General features: G+C 59.3%; 21 protein-coding genes, 7 tRNA genes and 1 pseudogene. 16 read left to right on the top strand and 13 right to left on the bottom strand.

The features are described from left to right. Window positions 1-4 precede the first annotated feature (4 nt). The 4 genes and pseudogenes from rsmA to lptD all read right to left on the bottom strand — a co-directional run bounded on the left by rsmA (window position 5) and on the right by lptD (window position 5,570). Window positions 5-817: a 16S rRNA (adenine(1518)-N(6)/adenine(1519)-N(6))-dimethyltransferase RsmA gene (gene rsmA / locus ACTG20_RS18905; protein ID WP_005339016.1), complete on the bottom strand. Its 813-nt coding sequence runs from the start codon at window positions 815-817 to the stop codon at window positions 5-7. Further along, on the bottom strand, window positions 807-1,802 hold the full coding sequence (gene pdxA / locus ACTG20_RS18900) for a 4-hydroxythreonine-4-phosphate dehydrogenase PdxA (RefSeq protein ID WP_194496630.1): 996 nt from the start codon (window positions 1,800-1,802) through the stop codon (window positions 807-809). Before pdxA ends, rsmA begins: the two co-directional genes overlap by 11 nt. Beyond that, on the bottom strand, window positions 1,802-3,100 hold the full coding sequence (surA, locus tag ACTG20_RS18895) for a peptidylprolyl isomerase SurA (protein ID WP_179903213.1): 1,299 nt from the start codon (window positions 3,098-3,100) through the stop codon (window positions 1,802-1,804). The genes pdxA and surA overlap by 1 nt, the downstream gene beginning before the upstream one ends. Window positions 3,101-3,126: 26 nt before the next feature. After that, window positions 3,127-5,570: pseudogene (gene lptD / locus ACTG20_RS18890) on the bottom strand (LPS assembly protein LptD). A gap of 174 nt (window positions 5,571-5,744) precedes the next feature. Between lptD and ACTG20_RS18885 the strand changes: the two are divergent. Genes ACTG20_RS18885 through djlA form a run of 3 tightly spaced genes read left to right on the top strand, consistent with a single transcriptional unit; the run spans window position 5,745 to window position 8,273 of the window. Next, window positions 5,745-6,755: an aminoglycoside phosphotransferase family protein gene (locus ACTG20_RS18885; RefSeq protein WP_194496629.1), complete on the top strand. Its 1,011-nt coding sequence runs from the start codon at window positions 5,745-5,747 to the stop codon at window positions 6,753-6,755. Beyond that, window positions 6,752-7,420 (top strand): N-acetylmuramate alpha-1-phosphate uridylyltransferase MurU, encoded by a 669-nt coding sequence (murU, locus tag ACTG20_RS18880; protein ID WP_194496628.1) that lies wholly within the window; start codon window positions 6,752-6,754, stop codon window positions 7,418-7,420. Before ACTG20_RS18885 ends, murU begins: the two co-directional genes overlap by 4 nt. Window positions 7,421-7,439: 19 nt before the next feature. Next, window positions 7,440-8,273 (top strand): co-chaperone DjlA, encoded by an 834-nt coding sequence (gene djlA, locus ACTG20_RS18875; RefSeq protein ID WP_005358354.1) that lies wholly within the window; start codon window positions 7,440-7,442, stop codon window positions 8,271-8,273. An 81-nt stretch (window positions 8,274-8,354) separates the two neighbouring features. On the opposite strand, the gene ACTG20_RS18870 is transcribed toward djlA, so the two are convergent. Next, a complete protein-coding gene (locus ACTG20_RS18870) occupies window positions 8,355-9,806 on the bottom strand; it encodes an aminoacyl-histidine dipeptidase (RefSeq protein WP_194496627.1) in 1,452 nt (483 codons plus the stop codon). A gap of 947 nt (window positions 9,807-10,753) precedes the next feature. Here ACTG20_RS18870 and gpt point away from each other — a divergent pair. The 5 genes from gpt to ACTG20_RS18845 all read left to right on the top strand — a co-directional run bounded on the left by gpt (window position 10,754) and on the right by ACTG20_RS18845 (window position 15,689). Further along, window positions 10,754-11,221, top strand: coding sequence for a xanthine phosphoribosyltransferase (gene gpt / locus ACTG20_RS18865; RefSeq protein ID WP_005339007.1), 468 nt, complete (start codon window positions 10,754-10,756; stop codon window positions 11,219-11,221). A 172-nt stretch (window positions 11,222-11,393) separates the two neighbouring features. After that, on the top strand, window positions 11,394-12,662 hold the full coding sequence (frsA, locus tag ACTG20_RS18860; protein WP_064338704.1) for an esterase FrsA: 1,269 nt from the start codon (window positions 11,394-11,396) through the stop codon (window positions 12,660-12,662). A 62-nt stretch (window positions 12,663-12,724) separates the two neighbouring features. Further along, window positions 12,725-13,117 carry a sigma factor-binding protein Crl gene (gene crl / locus ACTG20_RS18855; protein ID WP_439987325.1) on the top strand — a complete coding sequence of 131 codons (393 nt, stop codon included), beginning with the start codon at window positions 12,725-12,727 and terminating at the stop codon, window positions 13,115-13,117. 180 nt (window positions 13,118-13,297) lie between these two features. Next, window positions 13,298-14,401 (top strand): glutamate 5-kinase, encoded by a 1,104-nt coding sequence (gene proB, locus ACTG20_RS18850; RefSeq protein ID WP_144713751.1) that lies wholly within the window; start codon window positions 13,298-13,300, stop codon window positions 14,399-14,401. A 34-nt stretch (window positions 14,402-14,435) separates the two neighbouring features. Further along, entirely contained in the window at window positions 14,436-15,689 is a 1,254-nt protein-coding gene (locus ACTG20_RS18845) for a glutamate-5-semialdehyde dehydrogenase (RefSeq protein WP_194496626.1), read from the top strand. Between the two features lie 85 nt (window positions 15,690-15,774). Here the strand turns inward: ACTG20_RS18845 and ACTG20_RS18840 are convergent, their stop codons facing one another. From ACTG20_RS18840 to rsgA, 5 genes are read right to left on the bottom strand one after another with little or no spacing between them, the layout of a single operon-like run. Further along, the gene (locus ACTG20_RS18840; RefSeq protein ID WP_194496625.1) at window positions 15,775-16,164 is read right to left on the bottom strand and encodes a hypothetical protein; all 390 of its coding nucleotides are present in this window, start codon (window positions 16,162-16,164) and stop codon (window positions 15,775-15,777) included. 2 nt (window positions 16,165-16,166) lie between these two features. Beyond that, window positions 16,167-16,418, bottom strand: a complete 252-nt coding sequence (locus ACTG20_RS18835) for a DUF2960 domain-containing protein (RefSeq protein WP_005338984.1) — start codon at window positions 16,416-16,418, stop codon at window positions 16,167-16,169. Beyond that, the gene (locus ACTG20_RS18830; protein WP_005338981.1) at window positions 16,408-16,677 is read right to left on the bottom strand and encodes a VF530 family DNA-binding protein; all 270 of its coding nucleotides are present in this window, start codon (window positions 16,675-16,677) and stop codon (window positions 16,408-16,410) included. The genes ACTG20_RS18835 and ACTG20_RS18830 overlap by 11 nt, the downstream gene beginning before the upstream one ends. After that, on the bottom strand, window positions 16,674-17,546 hold the full coding sequence (gene asd, locus ACTG20_RS18825; protein ID WP_026034874.1) for an archaetidylserine decarboxylase: 873 nt from the start codon (window positions 17,544-17,546) through the stop codon (window positions 16,674-16,676). Before asd ends, ACTG20_RS18830 begins: the two co-directional genes overlap by 4 nt. A gap of 28 nt (window positions 17,547-17,574) precedes the next feature. Further along, complete coding sequence (gene rsgA / locus ACTG20_RS18820) at window positions 17,575-18,609, bottom strand: small ribosomal subunit biogenesis GTPase RsgA (protein WP_041202348.1); 1,035 nt, start codon at window positions 18,607-18,609, stop codon at window positions 17,575-17,577. A 91-nt stretch (window positions 18,610-18,700) separates the two neighbouring features. On the opposite strand from rsgA, the gene orn reads away from it, so the two are divergent. The 8 genes from orn (at window position 18,701) to ACTG20_RS18780 (ending at window position 20,123) form a co-directional block, all read left to right on the top strand. Then, on the top strand, window positions 18,701-19,246 hold the full coding sequence (orn, locus tag ACTG20_RS18815) for an oligoribonuclease (protein WP_111900716.1): 546 nt from the start codon (window positions 18,701-18,703) through the stop codon (window positions 19,244-19,246). Between the two features lie 178 nt (window positions 19,247-19,424). Continuing rightward, window positions 19,425-19,500, top strand: a tRNA-Gly gene (locus ACTG20_RS18810). Between the two features lie 37 nt (window positions 19,501-19,537). Beyond that, window positions 19,538-19,613 (top strand) — tRNA-Gly (locus tag ACTG20_RS18805). A 33-nt stretch (window positions 19,614-19,646) separates the two neighbouring features. Then, window positions 19,647-19,722, top strand: a tRNA-Gly gene (locus ACTG20_RS18800). A gap of 25 nt (window positions 19,723-19,747) precedes the next feature. Further along, window positions 19,748-19,823, top strand: a tRNA-Gly gene (locus tag ACTG20_RS18795). A 24-nt stretch (window positions 19,824-19,847) separates the two neighbouring features. Beyond that, window positions 19,848-19,923, top strand: a tRNA-Gly gene (locus ACTG20_RS18790). 24 nt (window positions 19,924-19,947) lie between these two features. Then, window positions 19,948-20,023, top strand: a tRNA-Gly gene (locus ACTG20_RS18785). A 24-nt stretch (window positions 20,024-20,047) separates the two neighbouring features. Further along, a tRNA-Gly gene (locus ACTG20_RS18780) sits at window positions 20,048-20,123 on the top strand. Between the two features lie 229 nt (window positions 20,124-20,352). Here the strand turns inward: ACTG20_RS18780 and ACTG20_RS18775 are convergent. From ACTG20_RS18775 to ACTG20_RS18765, 3 genes are all read right to left on the bottom strand, one after another. Then, on the bottom strand, window positions 20,353-20,562 hold the full coding sequence (locus ACTG20_RS18775; protein ID WP_005338972.1) for a cold-shock protein: 210 nt from the start codon (window positions 20,560-20,562) through the stop codon (window positions 20,353-20,355). Between the two features lie 274 nt (window positions 20,563-20,836). After that, window positions 20,837-21,505 (bottom strand): LysM-like peptidoglycan-binding domain-containing protein, encoded by a 669-nt coding sequence (locus ACTG20_RS18770; RefSeq protein ID WP_194496624.1) that lies wholly within the window; start codon window positions 21,503-21,505, stop codon window positions 20,837-20,839. A gap of 99 nt (window positions 21,506-21,604) precedes the next feature. After that, window positions 21,605-23,707, bottom strand: coding sequence for a methyl-accepting chemotaxis protein (locus ACTG20_RS18765; RefSeq protein WP_194496623.1), 2,103 nt, complete (start codon window positions 23,705-23,707; stop codon window positions 21,605-21,607). Window positions 23,708-23,830: the final 123 nt, after the last annotated feature.

The raw sequence follows: 23,830 nt of genomic DNA, 5'->3' as shown, positions 1-23,830 counted from the left end.
AGGATCAGGCCTGTTGCTGATCCGCCAGCCAGTTGGCGATCATGACAAACTGCTCGAGGGAGAGATTCTCCGGGCGCAGGTTGCCATCGATACCAAGCTCGGTCAGCTGGGCGTCGGTGATGAAGTTGGAGAAGCTGTTGCGGATGGTCTTGCGACGCTGGCCAAAGCCCTCGGTACAGACGCGATTCAGACAACGAATGTCTTTTGCGACTATGGTCGGATTCTTGTGCGGGATCAGGCGAACTACGGCAGAGTCCACCTTTGGCGCCGGTTTGAAGGCACCCGGGCCCACTTCCAGCACAGGCACCACCTGGCAGTAGTACTGGGTCATCACGCTCAGGCGGCCATAAGCCTTGCTGCCCGGGCCTGCTGCCAGACGCAGGACCACTTCCTTTTGCAGCATGAAGTGCATGTCTTCAACCCGGTCGGCAAATTCGCACAGGTGGAAGATGAGCGGGGTGGAGATGTTGTAGGGCAGGTTGCCGAAGATGCGCAGCGGCCCCTTGCCTTCACCCATCAGGGTGCCGAAGTCGAAACGCATGGCATCCGCTTCGATGACGGTCAGCTTGTCTTTGAGGGTCGGGTGCTCGCGCAGGCGAGCTGCCAGGTCCCGGTCAAGCTCGACCACGGTCATTTTGTCCATCTGGGCGGCGACCGGCTCGGTCAGCGCGGCCAGACCCGGACCGATCTCCACCAGATTCTGACCCGGCTGCGGGTTGATGGCGGCGACGATCTGATCGATCACATACCGGTCGTGCAAGAAGTTCTGACCGAAACGCTTACGGGCCGTGTGGCCCATGTGCACCTTACTGCTCATATCTTTTTTTCTCTACCATCTTGATGGCGTGGTTAATCGCGGTGACAAGGCTGCCCGGATCGGCCAGGCCCTTGCCTGCCAGATCCAGCGCGGTGCCGTGATCCACCGAAGTGCGGATGAAGGGAAGCCCCAGGGTGATATTGACCGAACTGCCGAAGCCCTTGTATTTGAGCACAGGCAGCCCCTGGTCGTGGTACATGGCGAGTACCGCATCCGCATCCTTGAGGTATTTCTCCTGGAACAGGGTGTCGGCCGGCAATGGGCCGACCAGATCGATCCCTTCCTGGCGCAGCGTGGCCAGGGCAGGTTCGATCACGTCAATCTCTTCACGTCCAAGATGGCCACCTTCCCCCGCATGGGGGTTGAGGCCGCAGACGTAAATACGGGGTTTGGCGATGCCAAACTTGGTGGCGAGATCCTCGTTGAGGATCCGGATCACCTTGCCGAGGCGATCCTCGGTGATGGCCATCGCCACATAGGCCAGCGGAATATGGGTGGTCGCCAGTGCGACCCGCAGCCCCTCGGTTGCCAGCATCATCACCACATCTGCGGTGTTGGATTGCTGGGCAAAGAACTCGGTGTGGCCGCTGAACGAGACCCCGGCCTGGTTGATGATCCCCTTGTGCACCGGCCCGGTCACCACGGCGGCAAATTCGCCGCTCATGTTGCCATCGCAGGCACGCTGCAGGGTCGCTAGCACATAGGCGCCATTGCCTTCGTTCAGCTCGCCCGGCACCACGGCGGTACCGAGAGAGACAGAACATACCGTCAGGGTACCCGCCCGCTGGGGGCGGGCAGGGGTGGCGGCATCGTAGGGCTCAAGCTTGATGCTGAGCCCAAGCTGAGCTGCCCGCTCGCGCAGCAGCGCCGGATCGGCGATCACCACCAACTGGTGGGGCCAATCCTGCTGGGCAATCTGCAGCACTAAGTCCGGGCCGATCCCGGCCGGTTCGCCCGGGGTAACGGCAAGGCGACGGCAGCTCATCAGCTACCGGCTCCTTCGATCTGGATGTAGGCCTCGTCACGCAGCTCATCCAGCCACGCCTGGGACTCTTCCACGAAGCGACGGTTGTAGATCAGCTGGTAGGCGCGCTGCTCCTGAGCCTTGTCGGTCGCATCCTGGCTGCGGCGCTCTTCCACCTGCACGATGTGCCAGCCGTGGCTGGTACGGAACGGGGCACTGATCTGGCCCGGTTGCAGACGGTTGACCATGTCGCGGAACTCGGGGACATAGACGTTGGGATCAGACCAGCCCAGTTCGCCACCCTGCACCGCAGAGCCCGGATCTTCGGAGTACTTCTCCGCCATGCTGGCGAAGCTTGCCTTGCCGCTCTTGATGTCGTGCAGAATGCCATCCAGCATCCCTTTGGCTTTCTCTTCGCTCAGGATGATGGAGGGCTTGATCAGGATATGACGGGCCTTCACCTCGGTCTGCATCACTTGCTGCTGACCCTTGGTGTCGAACACCTTGACGATGTGCAGGCCGGCACCGGAGCGCAGCGGGCCGACGATGTCGCCCTTCTTGGCACCTTGCACCGCTTCCGCCATCAGGGTCGGCATCTCTTGCGGGCTCATCCAGCCCCAGTCGCCCCCTTCCAGCGCCTTGGGACCGTTACTCTCGGCAATGGCCAGTTTGCGGAAGTCGGCACCTTGCTTGAGGGCGGTCAGAATGCGCTCGATCTTGCTCTTGGCGGCATCCAGCTGGGCGGCAGTGGGGTTGTCCGGCAGGGCAATCTGGATATGGCCAACGTGGTATTCGTTCTGCTGTTGACCCTGTTTCTTCAGGATCTCCACCACCTGCTTCACCTCCTGCTCGGAGATGTTGATACGGCGGCGCACCTGGTTGCGGCGCACCTCGTTCATCAGGATCTCGCGGCGAACCTCTTCCCGATATTGGGCATAGGTCATCCCTTCACGGGCGAGCTGGGCCCGCAGCTGATCCAGGGTCATCTTGTTGTCGGCAGCGATGCCCTGAATAGCCTGTTCCAGCTGGGTGTCGCTGATCTTCAGCCCCTGGCGCTCCGCCAGTTGCAGCTGCAGGCTTTCCTGGATCAGCCGATCCAGCGCCTGTTTGCGCAGGGTGGCATCGTCAGGCAGGGACTGGCCGCTCTCCTGAGCGGAGAGTTTTACCTTGTTGACCAGTGCGTCCTGTTGGCTGGACAGCACCACGTCCTTGTTGACCACGGCCAGCACCTTGTCCATCAGCTCGGGCGCAGCCAGTGCGGCCTGGCTCATGGCACCGAACATTCCCGCGGTCAGCAGGGCAATCAGGGTCTTTTTCATATCCATCTCTCAAGGCTGGGCCAGCATCATTGCTGGCCTTTCAGATTAAACGGGCGAACATAGGGCAACAGCTCGGTATCCAGGGTGACGCTGCGGCCACCGGTACCCACGCTGCCAAGTCCCTTCATTTCAAACTGCAGACCAATGACTTTTTCCGAAGTGGGCTTCAGGGTGACGTTGTCCGGCTGATTGTGCCACTCCAGGCTCATGTTGATGCTCCAGCAGCAGGAGTCGTATTTGACACCGATCTTGCGGTCAATGTTCACATCCTGCTTGATGTCACGGTAGTAACCGCCATACATCTGCCACTGATCGGCGATCGGCGCCATCATCACCAGACCCGCCTGGCTCAGATCTTCTGCCAGTGCCGTGTTGGTCGGATAGCGATAGTCCAGGTTGCCATCCTTGATGTAGCGGTAGTTGACCTGAGTGGTCAGCTTGCCGGTTCGGTACTCGACTGCACCGTTGCCAGCCGAAATTCACCCTCGGAGGTATCGTATTGGGTCCCCGCGTGGGCAAACCACTCATCGGTGATGCGGGCATCCCCTTCGAACGAGAGCAGGGAGCGGGCGTTGGTGCTTTCCGGATTTGAAGGGTAGAGGCGCACCTTGGGTGGTGTCATTTCGAAGGCCTGGGCCACCGCCAGACGCAACCGTTCATCACCCACATTGTCATAGACCCGGCTGGTCAGGCCAACGGTGACCCGATTGGCATCGCTGATGCGGTCGAGACCGGCAAAGCGGCGGTCACTGAACAGGCTGTAGTAGTCCTGACGGGTGGTGGTGGAGTCGTAGATCCCGATCTCGTCCTGATTTTTATAAGGGATATAGAGGTACTGGAACTCGGGTTCCAGGGTCTGGGTGCCCTTGCCATCATACCAGTCGAGCGGCCGATCGAAGTTGACGCCCCCCTTGAGGCGGAAGGAGGGCAGAGTACGGGTAATGGTGCCCTCTTTCAGGGTCAGCTGTTTGCTATCTGCATCGGTGAAGCGGCTGCGGTCCTGGCTAACCAGATTATCGGGTACCTCCTGGTTGTAGGAGGTAAACATCAGCTTGTACTGACTGGTCAGGTAGTAACCCGGTGCATCCACCAGGGGCACGGTCAGGGTTGGCGCCAGATGCAGGCGGGTGGCGGTATAGCGCTCACCTGCTTGCAGAGTGGCGGCACTGCCACTGTCATAGCCAAACTTGGTTAGTTCACTGTTCCAGGCCAGATCGAACCACTTGCCTTGCTGATAGTAGTTGTAGTCGATACGCGGCAGCATCTCGTGGGGCAGCAGCGCATATGGGCTCAGGATCTGGTAGCGGCGCACCTCGGAGGTGAGGTTCCAGTTGGGCTGGTAGTAGCCGGCGGTAAAGGATTGCTGCAACTGGCTGTCGACCTGAGTGCCCACTTGCGGGCTGAAGTCGTTGAAGTAGTTGTAATCCTTGTCGCGCACCTGGGTGTAGTCGATACCAAAACGCAGGCTGCCATCCATCAGGGCTGAACCGTGGCGGACGTTCATCAGGTAGCGATGTCCATCGGACAGGCCCGCCAGACTCGGATTGCTCGGGCTGTACTGCTTGTCATCCGCCAGATTTTCAAAATAGAGGGTGCCGGTGTGGGCAGGGTCCGGCATGTAGCGGAACTCCACCTGCTCCATCAGGCCGCGTTTGTCCATAAAACGGGAGGTGATGGTGGCATCATAGTTGGGGGCAATGTTCCAGTAGAAGGGCTGGGTGATATCCATGCCGTTGCTGGAGCTTTGCTTGTAACCCGGGTAGAGCAGACCGGTCTTCCGCTCATCCTTGATGGGGAAGTTGATATAGGGGAAGTAGAACACCGGGTAGTCATAGAGCCAGAGGCTGGCGTTCCAGGCTTCGCCGAACACCTCTTTCTGGTCGATGTCGATGCTGCCGGCCTTGAGGGTCCACACTTCCTGACCGGGGGGGCAGGTGGTGTACTGGGCCCCCTCCATGGTGATGTTCTGGTTGTTGTTGGTCATCACTACGCGCTTGGCAAAGCCGCGCACCGGTGAGCCATGCACCTGATACTTGCCCTCTTCCAGTTCGGAGTTCTTGGTATCCAGGTTGGATTTGAGGGTCTTGTCGCTGGTGACGGTCACCTGACCGTCGTTGTAATAGATGTTGCCGATGGCGATGACATCCCGGCTCTTCTGGTCGAGCTGGGCATAGTCAGAGTCAAACTTGCGAACACCCTGACGAACCTTGACGTCACCTTCATAGACGGCGGTGCCGCCCTGTTTGGCCTCGAGACGGTCAGCATCAACCTCGACCGGCTGTGCGTTGGCATCCTGATCCGATGCAGGCTTCTCTATCTTGGGAACATAGTCATAGCAGAGACTATCGAGAATGCCGGTGGCTGGCGGCGCTTCGAACGGGGCCGCCTGCACCATCATAGGGGTGAGTGCGGGGGCCAGGCTGATAGTCAGGGCGATGGGATAGCGGTACCCCAGTGTCCATTTTGTCATGTGAAAGACTCGTGCAATCCGTGATAGATACGGTTGATCCAAGGCATGCATTTTACGACAGGTTTCATCGAGTTGACATTGCATGTCATTGCTTTATGTTAGCCGGCAATGATAAAGCATTATTGCGGCCAGGGCTAACAGCCAAGTGCTGCTTTCCACCTTGGTCCTCTACTTATGCACGATCGCGATTCCCTGCTATTGCAGTGGGCACGCCGTATTTGCGGTGATGCCACTCTCACGCTTACCCTCATTTCCGGTGATGCCAGCTTCCGCCGCTACTATCGCGGTGGTGGTCTGGTTTGGGTGGATGCCAACCCGAAAACCGAAAAAAATCATGAGTTTGTTCGTAACGCGGCGGCCTTGCTGGCGCGTCAGCTGTTGGCGCCAGAGGTCAAGGCGGTGGACTACGAACAGGGCTTGCTGGCGGTCAGTGACCTGGGCGATACCCAGCTTATCAGCCGCCTGAACGAGCACAACGTGCTGGCCTGGTATGGCAAGGCGATTGATTTGCTGCCCCGCCTGGGGGCGGTTGAACTGGCGCTTGAACCCTTCGATGCCGCCTTTATGGCACGGGAGAACAGCATTTTTCCCGAGTGGCTGCTGGGCCACCATCTAAAACTGACCCTGAGCGACGAAGAGCAGCAACTGCTGGACGAGACCTTTGCTTGTCTCACCGCCTGCAATCTGGCCCAGCCGCAGGGGGTGATGCATAGAGATTTTCACAGTCGCAACCTGATGGTGTGTGGCGGGGATACCCCCGAGAGCAGCCGGCTGGCCATCATCGATTTTCAAGACATGGTCATCGGGCCCCTGAGCTATGACCTGGTCTCCCTGCTGAAAGATTGCTACGTACGCTGGCCGGACGAGGTGATCGATGAAGGGATGCGCCACGGCTTTGTCACCCTGCAACAGGCGGGTCTGCTTGGCGAGCTCGATTATGCCAGTTTCCGTCGTGATGCCGACCTGACCGGCATGCAGCGCCACCTCAAAGCGGCGGGGATCTTCACCCGGCTCTATCATCGCGACGGCAAGTCCGGCTATCTCAAGGATATTCCCCGTACCCTCGGCTATGTGGTGGATGTCTGTCGTACTCATGGTAGTGCCTATCCGGTACTGGCCCGTTTTGGTCAGTGGCTGGAGCAGGTGGTGTTGCCGGGGATCGCCAACGCTGGAGTTAAATCATGAAGGCGATGATCCTGGCCGCTGGCCGCGGCGAGCGGATGCGCCCGCTGACCGACCTGCTGCCCAAGCCGCTGCTGGCGGTGGGGGGCAAGCCGCTCATCGTTCATCACATCGAAAAACTCAAAGCTGCCGGTGTGACCGAGTTAGTGATCAACCACGCCTGGCTCGGCCACAAGCTGGTCGAGAGCCTGGGTGATGGCCATGCGCTTGGTGTGACCATCCACTGGTCAGCCGAGGAGAGCGCGCTGGAGACCGCGGGCGGCATAGTGCAGGCGCTGCCGCTGCTGGGCGCAGACCCTTTTCTGGTGATCAACGGCGATACCTGGCTCGATCTCGATTATCACACTCTGGTCAGCCAGCCCCTTGGCGATGATCTGGCCCACCTGTGGCTGGTACCCAATCCGCCCCAGCACCCGAGCGGGGACTTTGCCCTGCAAGGGGGGCGAGTCGTGGATACGCCAGCGTTTACCTTCAGCGGGGTCGGACTATATGATCCGGCGGCCTTTGCCGGTCTCGCGGGCGGTGCCCGCAAGCTAGCGCCCCTGCTCCGTGACTGGATGGCGCAAGGGCGGGTGGGCGGCAGCCTGCTCGCTGGCGAGTGGCGAGATATCGGCACGGTCGATCGACTGCGCGAGCTGGATGACCAGCTCCAGGCCCGCACTTATTAACTTCAAGAGGTCTTGAACCATGCGTATTTGGGGTAAGGTGCTGGGCGCCTTCTTCGGTTTTCTGCTCGGCAATATCATCGGCGCCCTGATTGGCCTCTGGATTGGCCACCGTTTCGACCGTGGCATGGGGCTGCAGGGGGCATTTCGTCGCGGCCCGAGTCAGGAGCAGCAAGCCGTCTTCTTCCACGCCACCTTCTCGGTGATGGGCCATATTGCCAAGTCCAGCGGCCAGGTGACCGAACAGGAGATCCGGGTTGCCTCCAACCTGATGGATCGGATGCGGCTGGCGGGCGAACAGCGTGCCCGGGCGCAGGAGTCGTTTCGTCTCGGTAAGGAGGCCGACTTCCCGCTGCGCGAGACCCTGGCCGAGTTCCGCCGTGCCAGTCTGGGGCAGCGCGATATTCTGCGCTTCTTCCTCGAGGTACAACTGCAGGCGGCCTTTGCCGACGGGCGGGTGGAGGAGGGCGAGCGCGCCATTCTGCACACCATTGCCGACGAGCTGGGCTTCAGCCGCATCGAGTTGGCCCGCATTCTGGCGATGGCCGAAGCGCAGATGAACTTCTTCAATCAGGCTCATGGCCAGTATCAGGGGGGCCATTCCGGTGGCCAGCAGTATCGGCAGGCGGCACCCTCTGCGGATCGCCTCAAGAATGCCTACCAGTTGCTGGGAGTGAGCGAGAGCGACAGCGATCAGGATATCAAGCGCGCCTACCGCAAGGAGATGAGCAAACATCATCCGGACAAGCTGGCTGCCAAGGGGTTGCCGCCGGAGATGATGGAGATGGCCAAGGAGAAGACCCAGGAGATCCAGCAAGCCTGGGAGTGGATCCGCGAGGCCCGCGGCATCCGGTAAGCGCCAACGTCAGGTTGGAGCAGACAATAAAAAGCCCCGCAGCAGTGCGGGGCTTTGTTTTACTGTGTGGCGCAGGCCGGGTTATTTGGCCGGAATCGCTTCCAGTACGTGCACCAGCAGTTGCCAGAAACGTTCGACCGCCGGGATATGTACCTTCTCGTCAGGGGAGTGGGCACCGCGGATAGTCGGGCCGAAGGAGACCATGTCCCACTCCGGATAGGCGCTCTTGAACAGACCGCACTCGAGACCGGCGTGGATCACCATGACGTTGGGCATGGTGCCAAACAGGGTCTGGTAGCTGTTGCGTACCAGCGCCATGACGGGGGAGTCCACGTTCGGCGCCCAACCCGGATAGGCACCGGTGAATTCGCAGCTGGCGCCTGCCAGGGTGAACAGGGAGCGGGTCATCTGCTCGATGCTCTCGCGGCCGGAGTCAATCAGGGAGCGGATCAGGCACTGGACGTACACTTCGCCATCCTGAGTCTTGATGACCCCCAGGTTGGTCGAGGTTTCGGTCACGCCGGGCATGGCATCGCTCATGCGCATCACACCGTTCGGGCAGGCCATCAGGGCATCCAGCAGGCGCTGCTGCAGGGAGACGCTCATCAGCTTGGCCGGTTTGGCGGCGCTGTTGACCAGCACGGTCAGGTTTGGCTCGGTGGCGGCCAGTTCGGTCTGGTAGATCCCGGTGTTGCGGTCAACCAGCGCCTTGAACTCGTTTACGCTGACAGCAGGCACCTGCAGGGTGGCACGGGCTTCGCGCGGGATGGCGTTGCGCAGAGTGCCGCCGTGGATCTCGGCCAGACGAACACCCAGCGGCTCGGCTGCTTTGAGCAGACGCACCAGCAGCTTGTTGGCGTTACCACGGCCGCGATGGATATCGCAACCGGAGTGGCCGCCACGCAGCCCTTTTACGGCCAGCTCGAACGCTTCGCCTTCGCTGGCGTCAACCAGCTCGAGCGGGAAGCGGATATTGGCATCCACACCGCCAGCGCAGCCCATATAGACCTCGCCATCCTCTTCGGAGTCGGTGTTGAGCAGAATTTCGCCCTCCAGCCAGCCCGCTTCCAGACCGAATGCGCCGGTCATGCCGGTCTCTTCGTCTGTGGTCAGCAGCACTTCCAGCGGGCCGTGCTTGATAGTCTTGTCAGCCAGCACAGCCAGACAACCGGCCATGCCGATGCCGTTGTCGGCACCCAGGGTGGTGCCACGGGCAGTGACCCACTCGCCATCGACATAGGCATCGATGGGATCGGTCGCGAAGTCGTGTTTGGTGTCTGCGTTAGCCTGCGGCACCATGTCGATGTGGGCCTGCAGTACCACGGCTTTGCGGTTTTCCATCCCCGGGGTGGCCGGTTTCTTGATGATGATGTTGCCGACCTTGTCCTGCTTGACCGCCAGACCTTCCCCTTGAGCCCATTGGATGATCCAGGCGCTCAGTTTGGCTTCATGTTTGGAAGGGTGAGGGATGGAGCAGATCTGTTCGAAGAAATGCCAAATCAGTTTGGGAGAGAGAGAGCTAAGCTGTGCCACGTCGGGACTCCTTACCAGCACGGAATTAACAGGGCCCCATCAGCGGGCCGGGGAAGAGGATAACGATAATACAGTCAATCACACAAAAATGTGAGCAATCAGCGCAAATCGCAGGCAGCTTGTGCTGGCTGATGGCAACCAGGCAGTACGATCGTCAGGTTCGGACGACGCTGGCCGATAGAAAAGAAAATGTGTGACCGGTCTCACAAAAATATTGAATTTAATGCACCGACTGGTAAATTAGCTCCCGTGGTTCGCCACCCGTCAGGATGACGATGAAAGCCTCCAGGGAACCGAAGCAAAGCAAGTGCGCCTCCATGGAACCGAGTGTTCGTTCAAGGATTTGAGCCCGCATTAAAGGTACGTAACTTGTTAAGCAATCAGGAGTTTCAATATGCCAGGCAGCAACTCAACCTATTGGTTTGCCCCCTCTTTGTATACCCAGGGTTTCAGCTACCCTAACCCCTTCGTCACTCGTCGCTAAGACGAGCTGCCCAACCAGGCAGAGGCGAGAAAGCAGCAGGTGCGTGAGGTAAATCCTCCCCCTGCTATTTTTTTATCTGCGATTTGCCGCACAGCCCATTTGGACTCGGCAGCAGGGACGGCAGGTTAGTCGTTTGGCGCTCGAGATATGCCGAATGGAGAGGGTGATGCCGATTTTTCCTGTTTTTGGCATACGTTTGCCAGGCATTTTCTCTGCAAACGGTGCTATCATATCGGCCCAACAGCCTGTCCGCGGTTTGGACACATCATCTAACCGATCGCCGGATAAGCCCATCTTGCTTCCATTGTTATCAGATTTGCTGCCGAGGCTTAGCCCTGAGGCAGCCGAAGTGCAATCTGAATTCAGTCGGGCAAGGGCCGCCATTTACTGGCATCCGCAGGGATAATTGCGGGTGTTGTTATTTTAAGTGATTGTTTTTAAATAACTATTCGAGATCGATAACATGCCGAAAAAGTTCTATGTGTCGTGGGACAACCTGCAACGTGAAGCTCGCCGTCTGGCCCGTCGTCAGCTGCCTGTCAGCCAGTGGAAAGGTATCATCGCGGTCAGCCGTGGTGGCCTGGTGCCCGCAGCCCTGATGGCCCGTGAACTTGGCATTCGTAATGTGGAAACCCTCTGCATCTCCAGCTATGACCATGACAGCCAGCGCGAGCTGGTGGTCGTGAAGGCTGCCACCACCGCTGGTGACGGCGAAGGCTGGCTGGTGGTGGAAGATCTGGTCGACACCGGCACTACCGCCAAGGCGATCCGCGAGCTCTACCCGAAAGCCAAGTTCATCGCGATTTTCGCCAAGCCGATGGGCGAAGCGCTGCTGGACGATTTCGAAGTGGCGATCCCGCAGGATACCTGGATCGAACAGCCGTGGGATATGGCACTGGAGTTCGCCACACCGATCTGCGACGAAAAGTAACGGGAGCGGGATGTGACGCTCACTGCGTCCATTGGTCGCGACCGGCAATAATGGTTTCACAGGGCTCCAATTTGGAGCCCTGTTTTTTTGTGTATCAATCTGTTGCAGGGTGGCTGATGGGCAGTAAAAGTGGTTAAGATGAGCTATTGCCTGATATGAATGGGACACTATCTTGGACTTGAACGAAGACCTAAACCTGACCGAACAGCTCTTTACCCGCGTCAAGAAGGTATTGGAAACATCCGAGATCTCCAACTCCAGTGCGGCTGATCTGGCGCAAGCCGAGTCAGACGAGATGTTTATCGACGGATCCATGTCAAAGAGCTGGTATCGCCTGCTGCGCCGCCCCTCCTGGACCTGGCAGGGGGCTGATCCCATCGAAGTGGAGCAGACCCTGGCCCGTATCGCCATGGCGACCGGCGAGCGCACCCACGATTGCTATCTCGATACCATCAAGGGCTATGTGCCCGGCAACTGGATCTACGAGTGGAGCCAGGTGGCTGGCAACTATTTCAAGCAGGGCCGCGAACTGCGCGAGAAGGGGGATACTTCTGGCGCCCTGAAGCAGCTGCTCAAGGCGGTGCGCTACTACTCCATCGCCAGCTATCCCCATCTCAAGGATGACGAGCTGGCGGATCAAGCCCAGCTGCTCGGTAACATGGCCTATCGCGAGGCCGGTCGCCTGTTCAAGGTGCCGCTCAAAGAGATCCAGGTGCCTTTTCGCGGCAAGCATATTCAGGGTTATCTCCACCTGCCGACGACCGAAAAACCGGTGCCGCTGGTGATCATCAGCGGCGGGATCGACTCCCTGCAGCTCGATTTCCTCAACTTCTATCTCAAACGGCTCGAGCCCAACGGTATCGGCATGCTCTCCCTCGATATGCCCGGGGTTGGCTATGCCGAGCATTGGCCGCTGGTGCAGGATACCAGCCGTCTCCATCAGGCGGTGCTCCATTACCTCTCCGAAGTGGCCTGGGTCGATCATCAGCGTATCGCCATGGTGGGGATGCGTCTGGCGGGCAATATCGCAGCCAGACTGGCCTTTATCGAACCCTTTAAGCTGCGCACCGTGGTCTGTGTCGGCGCCGGTGTCAATCAGGTGTTTACCAATCAGGAGCTGTTTGCCAAGTGTCCGCGCATGATGCGGGACAGTCTGGCCAACCGGTTGGGGGCGGATGCGGCGCAGTGGGACGGCATGCGTACCAAGTGCCAGGTTTTTTCACTTAAAACACAAGGATTACTGGGGACTCGCACCTCAGTGCCGATATTGAGTATTGGACACAAGCGAGATTTTATTTGTCCCGAGCAGGATGTACGGGCATTGGCGGCGGCCAGTCGTAACGGCAAGGCCATCGTATTCGACAAGCAGCCTTTGCTGGAGGTGTATGACAAGGCGCTGGACGAAATCGTCGAGTGGCTGAAACAGCATTTGTGTACCTGACATTGCGCTAAAGAACTGACGCCATCCCGAGGTGGCGCGGCTTGTTTAACAGGGAGGTTAACATGTCTGAAAGAGTGACCTACAAGCGACTGCTGAGGCAGTTTGCTGCCATTGGCCCCTATTTGCGCGAAGATCTCTGCGAAGAGGGGCGTTATCGTTTCGACTGCCTGTCGGTCTGTGTCAGCGCCAAGCCGGTGCCGGACAAACGGGAGTTCTGGGGCTGGTGGCTGGTGCTGGAGCAGGACGATCACCACTTCCGTTACCACTATCAGCTCGGTTTCTACAATGCTGATGGTGAGTGGCTGGACAAGCCGATCCCCAAGAAGCACCAGGTAGAAGTGGAGCGGACCCTCAACCGTTTCTACAAGCTCATCAGCGACAAACTGACGGCTCTGGAGTGTCAGTTAGCGCCAGCGGATCAGGTCACCAATGAGTTGACCGTGACCGCTGCTTGATCCCTGATGCCCGGCGAGCAGCATCCTGCTGTTTGCCGGGCCATCAGTCAGCCATCTCCCCTTCCGACCGCAATCATCCGGGCCTTTGCTTCATCTCCTCACCTCCGGCGTTAATTGCCTTGCAGGGCACCATGGCCGTGGGTATAAAGATATTCCTTACTTTTTAGCCTTTATGCTCCCATGGAAAACAGAACCATAGTCGTCAAGTTGGGCACCAGCGTGCTCACAGGGGGGTCTTCCCAGCTCAATCGTGCCCATATGGTCGAGCTGGTCAGACAGTGTGCGGCCTTGCACCGTCACGGCCATCGGGTCGTGGTCGTCACATCAGGGGCTATCGCCGCCGGGCGTGAACATCTGGGTCACCCGCCACTGGCGCCAACCCTGCCCAACAAGCAGATGCTGGCGGCGGTTGGTCAGACCCAGCTTATTCGGGTATGGCAAGATCTGTTCAACCTCTACGGTCTGCATATCGGCCAGATGCTGCTGACCCGCGCCGATCTGGAAGATCGGGAGCGCTACCTCAACGCCCGCGACACCATGCGAACCCTGCTCGATCACCGCATTATTCCGGTGATCAACGAAAACGATGCGGTGGCGATCGCCGAGATCAAGGTCGGCGACAACGACAACCTCTCCGCACGGGCCGCCATTCTGGCGGATGCGGATCTGCTGATCCTGCTGACAGACCAGAAGGGGCTGTTTACCGCCGATCCGCGCACCAATCCCGACGCCCAGCTCATTGAAGAGGTGCAGACCATCGACGATACCCTGCGCTCGCTGGCGGGTGACAGTGTCAGCGGCCTCGGCACCGGCGGCATGGCTACCAAGCTGCAGGCCGCCGATGTGGCGCGCCGCGCCGGCGTCAACGTGGTGATCGCGACCGGCCAGATGCCGGAGGTGATCGGCCGTCTCGCCAAGGGCGAGCGGATTGGCACCCTGTTCCCGGCGCTGGCGTCCCCGCTGGAAGGGCGCAAGAGCTGGATCCTGGCAGGCCCACCTCCTCACGGCGAAGTGCATGTGGATCAGGGCGCAGTGGCTGCCATGAAGGAGAAAGGCTCCAGCCTGCTGCCCAAGGGGATTGTGGCGGTCAAGGGCGACTTTATTCGAGGCGATGTGGTGCGCATTCTTGATCCCAAAGGCGCCGAGTTGGCGCGAGGCATCTGCCGTTACGACCATCTGGAGCTGGACAGGCTGCGTGGCGTCCACTCGGATCAGATTGAGCAGGTATTGGGCTATGGATATGGTTCAGTAGCCATCCATCGAGACGATATGGTGCTGCTCTAATCAGGGCGGCACGGCATGAACAAAGGGAACCGAGATGAGTCTGGAGAAAATGGGGCAGGCGGCCCGTGAAGCCGCCTATCAGCTGGCTACCATCAGCACGGCGCAGAAGAATCGGGCGCTGGCCGCCATCGCCGACGAGCTGGAGGCGCGCAGTGAGCAGATCCTTGCTGCCAACGACAAGGATATTGCGGCTGGCCGTGAGGCGGGCTTGTCAGAGGCGATGCTGGATCGCCTGCTGCTTAATCCGGCCCGGCTGGCCGGTATCGTGGCGGATGTGCGCAAGGTAATCACGCTGGATGATCCGGTCGGCGCCGAAATGGATAGCCGGGTGCTGGAGAATGGCCTGCGCCTCTCCCGTCGTCGGGTGCCCATCGGGGTTATCGGCGTCATCTACGAGGCGCGTCCCAACGTCACCATCGACATCGCCAGCCTCTGCCTCAAGACCGGTAACGCCAGCATACTGCGCGGCGGGCGCGAGACCTTCCACTCCAATCTGGAGCTGGTGCGGGTGATCCAGCATGCCTTGGCGGCCTCCGGCCTGCCCGAGGCGGCGGTGCAGTACATCGACAACCCGGATCGGGTGCTGGTGGCCGAGCTGCTGCGCCTCGATCGCTATGTGGACATGATCATCCCCCGCGGTGGTGCCAGCCTGCACAAGATGTGCAAGGAGAACAGCTCCATTCCGGTCATCATCGGCGGTTTCGGCATCAGCCACATCTTCGTCGACGAGAGCGCCGATCTGGTGCGCTCTCTGGCGGTTATCGACAACGCCAAGGTGCAGCGCCCCTCTGCCTGCAACGCCCTCGATACCCTGCTGGTACACGAGAAGGTGGCCACCACCTTCCTGCCGCAGCTGGTCGCTCTGATGAACGAGCGCAAGGTGACGCTGGTGGCCGCGCCAAACGCCATGGCGTTGCTGGCGGGTGCCGACAACCTGTGCGAGGCGGGGCCGGAAGATTTCGATACCGAGTGGCTGGGACTGACCCTGGGGGTCAAGCTGGTGGCGGATGTGAACGAGGCGCTGGCCCATATGCGCGAGCATAACGCCGGCCACTCCGATGCCATTCTGACTAACGATCTGGCCAACGCCGAGCGTTTCGTCAACGGCGCCGGTTCGGCGGCGGTCTACGTCAACGCCTCGACCCGCTTCACCGATGGCGGCCAATTTGGGCTGGGAGCTGAAGTGGCGGTATCGACCCAGATGCTGCACGCCCGTGGCCCCATGGGGCTGACCGAGCTCACCAGCTACAAGTGGGTGGGGCAGGCGGATTACCTTAGTCGCGCCTGATAACCTGTTGTGTCAGAAACAAAAATGCCGACTCTTGGGTCGGCATTTTATTTGGTGGATATCGGGAAGATATCAGGCGATCGGGTTATTCCCCGTGATAGATCGCCTTGTCACCGTGCTTGAGCACATAACCCTTCCAGATAAAGAGGGTGTAGCCGCGACCCTGCCACGACCAGTTGCCCTCCGCTCCTTGACGGGTCAGCAGGTGCTGCTCGCCGCTTGGTAGATGCAGTTCGGCCTGCGTCTGGTCGGTGTTGAACAGCACGAAGGCGCTGCTTGTCTGGCTGGCATCGGTTGGATTGAGCCGGATACCCTCTTCAAACAGGCGCACACATTTGCCAGTCAGCGCTGACCATTGATAGCCCGCACTGCCGATACAGCCGTGGCTGTCGCGATCGCCGCCCACCAGATGTTGTTCCGGTGTACTGCATGCCGCCAGCAGCAGAGAGGCGGCCATCAGGGTCAAGGTGCGCATGGTTACTCCTGCAGATCCCGTTCGATGACGATGTTGGAGAATCCCAACTCTTTGAAGTAGTTCTCCTGATAATCCTTCACGCTTTTCTTGTCGCGGCGACAAACCTGAGCCAGCTGGGCCTCCATGGCGTGAAAACTGGTGAGATCCAGCCCTTCAGCAGCGGCGATGGCGTCGTAGATGCTGCGGAACTTGTCGTTCGCGTAGCCGATCTCTTTGGCCTGCTTTTTATAGGTATACGTAATCTTAAAGGCCATCTTGCCCTTCCTTCTTCGATTTGGCTTGCTTGCGCTGGACGTAGAGGTAGAGGCTTTCGACCTTCTCCCGGGCCCAGGGGGTCTTGCGCAAGAACTTCAGGCTGGACTTGATGCTGGGATTATCGGTGAAGCAGCGGATATTGATCTGCTGCCCCAGCTCTTCCCAGCCGTAGTATTCGACCAGCGCGGTGACGATGGCTTCCAGCGTCAGCCCGTGCAGCGGGTTGTTCTTCTGCGAGGCGTTCGGTTGCTCGCTCATGCTTGCTCCGCCAGCTTGGCAAAGGGCTGACCCATGCGGGTGGTGACGCCATTGGCCAGATGGGGCTCGAAACCGGCCAGCATGCCCGGGCCAAACAGGCAGACCACGGTGCTGCCCAGCTTGAACAGGCCCATCTCGGCGCCTTTCTGCAGGGTAATGGCTTCATCGCCGGTGTAGTCCCAGCGCACCACCTTCTTCTCTTTGGTCGGCGCAATGTTGCCGGCCCAGATGGTCTCGATGCTGGCCACGATAGTGGCACCGACCAGCACCAGCGCCATGGGGCCGTGCGGAGTGCGGAAGGTGGCGACCACCCGCTCGTTGCGGGCAAACAGGTTGGGCACGTTCTCGGCGGTGAGCGGGTTGACGGAGAAGAGATCCCCCGGCACGAACACCATGCTCTCCAGCACGCCGTCCAGCGGCATGTGGATGCGGTGATAATCCTTGGGCGCCAGATAGATGGTGGCGAAGTCGCCATCCTTGAACGGCGCCACTAAATCCTCATAGCCGCCCAGCAGCTCGCGGGCGCTGTAGTCGTGGCCCTTGGCCTGAATGATGCGACCCTGCTGGATGGGGCCGAGCTGGCTGACGGTGCCATCCACCGGCAGCGCCAGGGTCATGGCATCTTCTACCACGGGGCGGATACCGGGCTTGAGCTCGCGGGTGAAGAACTCGTTGAAGCTCTTGTAGTGGGCCGGGCTCTCGTGCAGCGCCTCACTCATGTCGACCTGATACTGCTTGATAAAAGCCTCGATCACTTTGGTAGTGATGTTGCCCGCTTCGGCGGCGGCAAACTTGCCGATTAGACGGGAGAGGGCGTGCTTGGGCAGACAGTATTGACCGGCAATTTTCAGGTTGTCAGTAATGCTCATGTTCATCATCAACGTAGGTTTATTAGGGTCACAGGCGCGCTTGCTGGCGACCGTGACGGGCTTCCTGCATGGTTTCAAGGATGCGGTGATAGTTGTGGAAGCGATCGGCGCTGATGGCGCCCGCGTCGACCGCGGCGCGCAGGGCACAGCCGGGATCGTCCTTGTGGGTACAGTCGCGGAACTTGCAGCCACCCAGATAGTCGCGAAACTCGACGAAGCACCAGGTGATGCGGTCGGCTTCCAGATGCCAGAGGGCGAACTCGCGGATCCCCGGGGAGTCGATGAGATCGCCACCGCTCGGGAAGTGGTAGAGCCGCGCCGTGGTGGTGGTGTGCTGGCCGAGCCCCGAGTTTTCGGAGATCTCGCCGGTGAGCACATCCAGCCCCGGCATCAGGGCGTTGGTGAGCGAGGATTTGCCCACCCCGGACTGGCCGACGAAGATGCTGATCTTGTCGGTCAGAGCGGCTTTAAGCTCATCCAGCCCTTCACCGCTCTCGCAGCTCACCAGCAGCACCTCGTAATTGAGTTTGCGGTAGGTTTCGAGCTGGCTCTCGATGCGTGCTCTGGCGGCATCATCGAGCATGTCGACCTTGTTCAGCACGATGAGGGGGCGGATCTCCACATCCTCGGCGGCCACCAGATAGCGGTCGACGATGTTGGTGGAGAACTCGGGCATCACCGCCGAGACGATGATGATCTGGTCGATGTTGGCGGCGATGGGTTTGACCCCGTCGTAGAAGTCCGGCCGGGTCAGTACCGAGTGGCGCGGATGCACCGCCTCGATGACGCCCGCTGTCGCGGCATTGAGGCCGGGACGCCACACTACCTTGTCGCCGCACACCAGACTGCTGATGCTGCTGCGCCGCAGGTTGCTGCGGTGGATGGTGCCATCGACCGCTTCCACGTCTGCGTGCTGACCAAAACGGCTGATCACCACCCCTTCGATGGCGGGGCCAAACAGGGTGTCATCCACCACTGTGGTGTGATCTTTTTGCAGCCGCCGTTCGCGGTTGGCCTGGACGCGTCTTTGTTGACCCAGATTGAGTTTTGCTTTCTTTGCCACTCGATTCGCCAGTTTATGAACAGATCCAAAGCCAGTATGATACATGCAAATTGGCAAAATTCCGCCATTCCTCCCAACAGAGAGAGTAATCATGACAGTCAGCGCGCAGAACCTGGTATGGATCGACATGGAGATGACGGGTCTCGACCCCGAAGAGAACGTGGTACTGGAGATTGCCACCATAGTCACCGACAAGGATCTGAACGTACTGGCCGAAGGGCCGGTCATCGCCATTCATCAGAGTGATGAAGAGCTGGCCAAGATGGACGACTGGAACGTCAACACCCATACCAAGAGCGGTCTGGTGGCCCGGGTCAAGGCGAGTCAGCACGATGAGGCGAAAGCCATTGCCGAGACCCTCGCGTTCATTCGCCAGTGGGTGCCGGAGCGCACCAGCCCGCTGTGCGGCAACAGCATCGGTCAGGATCGCCGCTTCATGGTCAAGCACATGGCCGAGCTGGAAGCCTTCTTCCACTACCGCAACGTCGACGTCAGCACCATCAAGGAGCTGGTACGCCGCTGGCAGCCGGAACTGCTGGATCAGTTCAAGAAGAGTGGCACCCATCAGGCGCTGGACGATATCCGCGAATCCATCGCCGAGCTGCAGTTCTATCGCAGCCACGTCTTCAAGATCTGATTCCCCGGCAAGGGTTTGTCATACTCTGGCTGCTAAAATCGACAGTTCGGCCAGCTTTTGAGCGAACGAGCGCAGCCAGACAAAAAAGCCCTTGCAATTGGAGTGACTGCTCTTATAATTCGGCTCCCGTACAGTAGCGCAAGCAACCAAATGCTGTACGGCCTGTTTTAAGGTAGTTGCGGGAATAGCTCAGTTGGTAGAGCACGACCTTGCCAAGGTCGGGGTCGCGAGTTCGAGTCTCGTTTCCCGCTCCAAAAATCTGATGATGACACTGGTGCAAACCAGCCCGATGCGGGAATAGCTCAGTTGGTAGAGCACGACCTTGCCAAGGTCGGGGTCGCGAGTTCGAGTCTCGTTTCCCGCTCCAATCATCAGCCAGCCTAAAGACAACCAAATTGTTGCGGGAATAGCTCAGTTGGTAGAGCACGACCTTGCCAAGGTCGGGGTCGCGAGTTCGAGTCTCGTTTCCCGCTCCAAAAAATTTGTAAGTGATATTCCGATGCGGGAATAGCTCAGTTGGTAGAGCACGACCTTGCCAAGGTCGGGGTCGCGAGTTCGAGTCTCGTTTCCCGCTCCAATCACTTGTAAATGACATTCTGTTGCGGGAATAGCTCAGTTGGTAGAGCACGACCTTGCCAAGGTCGGGGTCGCGAGTTCGAGTCTCGTTTCCCGCTCCAAACATTTGTAAGTGACATTCCGTTGCGGGAATAGCTCAGTTGGTAGAGCACGACCTTGCCAAGGTCGGGGTCGCGAGTTCGAGTCTCGTTTCCCGCTCCAATCACTTGTAAATGACATTCTGTTGCGGGAATAGCTCAGTTGGTAGAGCACGACCTTGCCAAGGTCGGGGTCGCGAGTTCGAGTCTCGTTTCCCGCTCCAATCTCTCTTCGAAGTTTTCATAATCCCTTTGAATTGCCCTTCACATCGCGCTGCGATGCTTTGTCGTATCTGGCGTTTACTCAGCGTGTCTCAGCCGCCTTCTGCAAACAGGGGGGGGACTCTGTGGGCTGATCGAGGCAAGCGGTTGTGACAGGTGGTGGAAGGCGAGAATTGCGGGCAAAAAAGAGGAGGGGCCTTGGCTCCTCCTGCATGATTCACTGGCGCGGGCTTAGACCAGAGTAACGTTCTCAGCCTGAGGGCCTTTTTTGCCCTGGGTCACAGTGAACTGGACTTTTTGACCTTCAGCCAGGGTTTTGAAACCGGTGCTCTGGATGGAGGAGAAGTGAACGAATACGTCCGGACCTTGGGATTGTTCAATAAAGCCAAAACCCTTGGTTTCGTTGAACCATTTTACCTGGCCGGTGCGAATGTCAGACATGTGCTAAATCCTATCAATAACAAAATGAAACTAAGCCCGTGCTGGGCTGCATTTGCCTTGCAATCAGGGGTTGGCTCATGACTGACCACGTCTCTTTGTCCCAGTAGCACGTAGAACAATCCCTGTCTAAAGCACAAACGATTGTACGTTAGCGCCGATCCTTGTCAATTTGACCCCTTTCGTTTTTTGAACAAGCTAAAAATATTGTGAAGTCAGTAGCTTATTTGAAGATATTTGACTGAAAAAAACGGGAAGCCAGCGCCTCCCGTTTTTGTTATTCCTTGAGGGCGAACCCTTCGCCCTGCCGGTCGTAGCGGTAGACTGCCTGACCGTAGGAGCGGATCTCCACCCGCTGGATGCGGCGGGTGTCGTCCACCAGGATGAAGATAGAGCGGCCCGATTGCAGGCGGGTCAGGGGGCGATCCGGCCCCTCAATGGCGATCAGGCGGCTCAGCTCGGCACCCGGCAACTCGAATTTACGCCAGATGGAGTAGAGGGTTTCACCCGCCTGCACATCGTGTTGCAGCCAGGTACCGTTGACCTTCTCTTCGACTGGTTTGGCTGCCGCGGGAGCACTACCTGCCGCGCCATTACCGACAGTTAGAGCTTGAGCAGGTACGGCCAGCGGCACTTCCAGCGAGCCGGAAGGGGCGGCTTTGGGTGCAGATGGTGCCGGCTCCCAGGCCAGTACCAGCAACCAGAGCGGGATCAGGATCAGCAGACCTATGGTGTTTTTGCGGGGCAGCGGGCTGGACAGCTTGAATTTGCCTGCTTTGGCATCCTGGCGGCGTTGGCCGAGTTTGCTCATCCCTTGGCCAAAACGTTGGCGCAGGGACAGGGTCGCGGCATTGATGCGATGGAGCAGGGATCCTTGTGATTCGTCTTGGCGACGCTGCTGGGCTCGTCTGTTATGGCCTCGTGGGCGACGGTCCGGGGTGGGCACGGCATTTACCTCTCACTACATTGCCTGCCATCAGGCAAATTCATCGCCTATGGTAAACGGACTCGCCCCCGAGGGGGAGAGTCCTGAAGCGGAAAATTATCAGCTGAGACGAAATTGACCCAATAATTGCTGCAATTTGTCGGCCGCCTGACGCAAAGCCTGACTGGCTTTGGCCGTTTCGGTCGCATCCTGAGCAATGTCGTTGGCCAGTGCGTTGGTTTTTGACAGGTTGCCGGAGACGGTTTCTGAGACCGAGCTCTGCTCTTCGGCGGCGGAGGCGATCTGATAGGTCATGTCGTTGATGGTGGAGATGGCCTGGTAGATGCTGCCGAGCGCCTCTTCCGCCAGATCCGCCTCGCCCACCGCCTGATGGGTCAGCTGCTGGCTCTGGGTGATGGCGTTGACTGCATTGGTGGAGCTGAGGCGGATCTTCTCGATCAACTCCTGGGTGTTCTGCACCGCCTGCTGGGTATTGCCCGCCAGTTTGCGCACCTCGTCGGCGACCACCGCGAAACCGCGCCCCTGCTCACCGGCCCGCGCTGCCTCGATGGCGGCGTTGAGGGCCAGCAGGTTGGTCTGATCGGCAATCCCCTGAATGACGGTGAGGATGCTGGTGATCTGGGCGCTGTCGTGAGCCAGCCCTTCCACCACTTCGGCCCCTTTACCGGCTTCTGCCGCGACCTTGTGCATCGACTGGATCACCTGCTGGAAGCGCTCCTTGCCCTGATCGGCAGCGCTTTGCGCCTGTTTGGCCGAGTCGGCGGTATTGTTGGCGTGGGTGGCGACCTCCTGACTGACGTAGGACATCTCCTGTACCGCGGTCAGCATCTGCTCCATCTCCGCTTGATGGTGCTGCAGGTTGTTGTCGGTCTGACCGGCGATGCGGTCGGTATCACCGGCATAACGGTTCACCTCGCTGGCAGTCTTGAGCACATCCCCGAGCAGCCCTTGCAGCTTGTCGATAAAGCGGTTGATCCCCTTGGCGAGATCCCCCAGCTCATCCACCGAGCGGGTTGCGAGACGTTTGGTGAGATCCCCTTCACCATCGGCGATGTCATCCACCAGGCTGACCATCTGACGGATGGGGCCGGTGATGCTGCGGGCAATCACCAGCATGGTGGCCAGCGCCAGTACCAGTACGATAACGGCGCCCACCAATTGCTGGGTCACCGCGGCCCGGTTCATCTCATTGAGCTGGCTCTCCAGCTGATCGGCCCCCGCTAGTACCACCTTGTAGGGCAGGGTGACGATGATGGCCCAGTTGCGGCTCATTCCCGGCACCATGATGGGGACGGAAATACGGAATGACTCGTCCAGCTCCTGACGCTGAACTTCCGGTTTCAGGTACTGCTGCCACTGGTTGCCCAGCACCTTACTTGCGCTGCTACCGAGCAGGCTGGCATCGCCGCTGGTGCCTGTGATGACACCGGCGGCGCTGACGATCAGGGTTTCGCCCTTGCCGTCATAGATGTTGCTGTTGAGGCTCTTGGCCTGACGACTGATGGAGTCCACCGCCAGATCCAGCGCGGCGATCCCCTTGAACTGACCATCCACCATGATGGGGGTGGTGATAGTGCTCACCAGCACCTGTTGGCCGTTGATATCCACCTTGAAGGGATCGATGAGGCAAGAGCGTCCTTCCCGTTTCGGGCAGGCGTAGTAGTCGTTGGCGGGATTGCCGAATTCGTCCGGGTCGGTTTTTTCGATGGAGAGCAGCAGATCGGTACCGATTTGCTCCTTGTCGCGATAGAAGTAGGGCACGAAGCGCCCCTTGTCGTCACTGCCCAGCGCACTCTGGCCAGCAAAGCTGGCATCCTGACCGTCGAAACCGTTGGGCTCGAAGCCGGCAAAGGCGCCATAGAGCTGGGGCTCCAACGCCAACTGTGCTTTGAGCAGGTCGGTGGCCTGCTGGCGATCCAGCGGCAGTTTGCCCTGTTGTTGCAGGGCGAGGGCGCTGGCCATCTGCTGGGTGTAGGAGAGCCCTTTTTGCAGCAGTTGGGTGATGGTGGCCGCCTCGGCGCGGGCATTGGCGCTGACCTTCTGCCATGCCTCCTGCTGCAGCGCTTCACGGCTGGAGCTGATGGTGAGTTGTTGGGTCTGTTGGCCGGAATATTGGTTGAGCAGGATCAGAATGACCAGGGCTGCGGTCATGGCGATCCCGGCCATCACTAGAATGCGATTCTGGATAGAACGGAACTGCATCGTCTCTTCCTTGTTCGTGAGAAGTGTGGTGAGCGTTGTTTGGGTATCGACCGGAGGAGGCAGCTCTCCAGCATTGTGCATAGCAAATCGGAAACGGGGCTTCTGTTTTGCGATCCTCTTCAA

Source organism: Aeromonas sp. 84A (genome assembly GCF_051919345.1).
Classification (GTDB): domain Bacteria; phylum Pseudomonadota; class Gammaproteobacteria; order Enterobacterales; family Aeromonadaceae; genus Aeromonas; species Aeromonas veronii.
This window is presented reverse-complemented; position numbering and strand designations above follow the sequence as displayed.

Excerpts from the sequence above, each read along its gene's own strand:
- ACTG20_RS18775 (WP_005338972.1), bottom strand. The coding sequence starts at position 20,562 with ATGTCTGACATTCGCACCGGCCAGGTAAAATGGTTCAACGAAACCAAG.
- ACTG20_RS18845 (WP_194496626.1), top strand. The coding sequence starts at position 14,436 with ATGAGTCTGGAGAAAATGGGGCAGGCGGCCCGTGAAGCCGCCTATCAG.
- asd (WP_026034874.1), bottom strand. The coding sequence starts at position 17,546 with ATGAGCATTACTGACAACCTGAAAATTGCCGGTCAATACTGTCTGCCC.
- gpt (WP_005339007.1), top strand. The coding sequence starts at position 10,754 with ATGCCGAAAAAGTTCTATGTGTCGTGGGACAACCTGCAACGTGAAGCT.
- ACTG20_RS18840 (WP_194496625.1), bottom strand. The coding sequence starts at position 16,164 with ATGCGCACCTTGACCCTGATGGCCGCCTCTCTGCTGCTGGCGGCATGC.
- ACTG20_RS18885 (WP_194496629.1), top strand. The coding sequence starts at position 5,745 with ATGCACGATCGCGATTCCCTGCTATTGCAGTGGGCACGCCGTATTTGC.
- djlA (WP_005358354.1), top strand. The coding sequence starts at position 7,440 with ATGCGTATTTGGGGTAAGGTGCTGGGCGCCTTCTTCGGTTTTCTGCTC.
- pdxA (WP_194496630.1), bottom strand. The coding sequence starts at position 1,802 with ATGAGCTGCCGTCGCCTTGCCGTTACCCCGGGCGAACCGGCCGGGATC.
- ACTG20_RS18765 (WP_194496623.1), bottom strand. The coding sequence starts at position 23,707 with ATGCAGTTCCGTTCTATCCAGAATCGCATTCTAGTGATGGCCGGGATC.
- crl (WP_439987325.1), top strand. The coding sequence starts at position 12,725 with ATGTCTGAAAGAGTGACCTACAAGCGACTGCTGAGGCAGTTTGCTGCC.
- surA (WP_179903213.1), bottom strand. The coding sequence starts at position 3,100 with ATGAAAAAGACCCTGATTGCCCTGCTGACCGCGGGAATGTTCGGTGCC.
- rsmA (WP_005339016.1), bottom strand. The coding sequence starts at position 817 with ATGAGCAGTAAGGTGCACATGGGCCACACGGCCCGTAAGCGTTTCGGT.
- ACTG20_RS18830 (WP_005338981.1), bottom strand. The coding sequence starts at position 16,677 with ATGAGCGAGCAACCGAACGCCTCGCAGAAGAACAACCCGCTGCACGGG.
- orn (WP_111900716.1), top strand. The coding sequence starts at position 18,701 with ATGACAGTCAGCGCGCAGAACCTGGTATGGATCGACATGGAGATGACG.
- murU (WP_194496628.1), top strand. The coding sequence starts at position 6,752 with ATGAAGGCGATGATCCTGGCCGCTGGCCGCGGCGAGCGGATGCGCCCG.
- proB (WP_144713751.1), top strand. The coding sequence starts at position 13,298 with ATGGAAAACAGAACCATAGTCGTCAAGTTGGGCACCAGCGTGCTCACA.
- ACTG20_RS18835 (WP_005338984.1), bottom strand. The coding sequence starts at position 16,418 with ATGGCCTTTAAGATTACGTATACCTATAAAAAGCAGGCCAAAGAGATC.